Origin of the sequence: Streptomyces avicenniae (assembly GCF_000719135.1) — a bacterium.
In the GTDB taxonomy this organism is placed as follows: Bacteria; Actinomycetota; Actinomycetes; order Streptomycetales; family Streptomycetaceae; genus Streptomyces; species Streptomyces avicenniae.
Genome location: NZ_JOEK01000044.1, coordinates 1 through 392, shown reverse-complemented (window position 1 = coordinate 392; position 392 = coordinate 1). Strand labels below are relative to the sequence as shown.

Here is a 392-nt window from a genome sequence, read left to right as displayed (position 1 = left end):
GTCAGAACGGTACCGGCACGATCGACCAGCAACGCCATCTCGTACCCCACCAGACCGATGTCCGCTTCCGGATGCGCCAGCACCGCCAACGACGAACCGTCCGAAATCGACATGATGAAGAGGAAACCACGCTCCATCTCCACCACCGTCTGATTCACCGCACCACCCTCGAAGATCCGCGACGCACCCGCCGTCAACGACGTCAGCCCCGAAGCCACCGCCGCCAACTGATCCGCACGATCCCGCGGAAACCCCTCGGACAACGCCAGAAGAAGACCATCGGCGGACACCACCACCGTGTGCGACACCCCCGGAGTGTTCTCCACAAAACTGGTGATCAACCAGTTCAGGTTCTGCGCCGCCTGGCTCATCGGCCTCACACTAACGCTCCT

1 protein-coding gene is annotated in these 392 nt (G+C 62.2%); it reads right to left on the bottom strand.

Annotated elements, in window-relative coordinates:
• The coding region (locus IF27_RS29665) for a roadblock/LC7 domain-containing protein (protein ID WP_110946371.1) at nucleotides 1-371 on the bottom strand (371 nt) is incomplete at its 3' end.
• Nucleotides 372-392: the final 21 nt, after the last annotated feature.